Raw genomic sequence first — 1,259 nt, 5'->3', positions numbered from 1 at the left:
CTGTGGCGCACAGGGCTGCGCCAGAACTTCCGTATCTTCCAGAATGAGGACATCGAAAGCATACTCGCGACGATCCTGAAAGAAAACGGGGTGACCGAGTGGAGTCCGCTGTTCAGCGAGCCGCATCCTTCCCGTGAGTTTTGTGTCCAGTACGGCGAAACCGATTACGATTTCCTGTGCCGGATGGCGGCGGAGGAAGGCATCTTCTTTTATGAGGAGCACGCGCAAAAAAGTACCGACCAGAGCCTGGTCCTGTGCGACACCGTGCGTTATCTGCCGGAGTCCTTTGAGATCCCCTGGAATCCGAACACCCGTACCGAGGTGAGCACCCTATGCATCAGCCAGTTCCTCTACAGCGCACAAATCCGCCCATCTTCCGTGGTGACCAAAGACTACACCTTTAAACGACCCGGCTGGGCAGGGCGTTTTGATCAGGAAGGCCAGCACCAGGATTACCAGCGCACACAGTATGAAGTGTATGACTACCCCGGACGTTTCAAGGGTGCCCACGGGCAGAACTTTGCCTGCTGGCAGATGGATGGCTGGCGAAACAACGCAGAAGTGGCGCGCGGAACAAGCCGTTCGCCGGAGATATGGCCGGGACGGCGAATTGCGCTGACGGGGCATCCGCAGGCGAACCTGAACCGGGAATGGCAGGTGGTGGCAAGTGAACTGCACGGCGAGCAGCCGCAGGCGGTGCCGGGACGCAGGGGTTCAGGTACCACGCTGAATAACCACTTTGCGGTAATACCGGCAGACAGAACATGGCGGCCACAGCCGTTGCTGAAACCGCTGGTGGACGGCCCGCAGAGCGCCGTCGTGACGGGACCGGCAGGAGAAGAAATCTTCTGTGATGAACATGGCCGCGTGCGGGTGAAATTTAACTGGGACCGCTATAACCCGTCAAACCAGGACAGTTCATGCTGGATCCGTGTGGCACAGGCGTGGGCAGGCACCGGCTTTGGCAACCTGGCGATACCGCGTGTGGGTCAGGAAGTCATTGTGGACTTCCTCAACGGCGATCCGGACCAGCCGATTATTATGGGGCGTACCTACCACCAGGAAAACCGCACCCCCGGCAGCCTGCCGGGAACAAAGACGCAGATGACCATTCGTTCGAAAACCTATAAGGGCAGCGGGTTTAATGAACTGAAGTTTGACGATGCGACAGGGAAAGAACAGGTCTACATCCACGCGCAGAAGAACATGAACACCGAGGTGCTGAATAACCGCACCACGGATGTGATAAACAACCATGC

The 1,259-nt window shown here is 57.8% G+C and carries 1 protein-coding gene; it reads left to right on the top strand.

Annotated elements, in window-relative coordinates; genetic code table 11:
- A partial coding sequence (gene tssI, locus ACJHWK_RS23885) for a type VI secretion system tip protein TssI/VgrG (protein WP_057950881.1) occupies positions 1–1,259 on the top strand: 1,259 nt, incomplete at both ends.

Source organism: Escherichia sp. WS547 (genome assembly GCF_046486065.1).
GTDB classification, from domain to species: domain Bacteria; phylum Pseudomonadota; class Gammaproteobacteria; order Enterobacterales; family Enterobacteriaceae; genus Escherichia; species Escherichia coli.
Note: the sequence above shows the minus strand (reverse complement) of the source record. Positions and strands in the feature narration are given on the sequence as shown.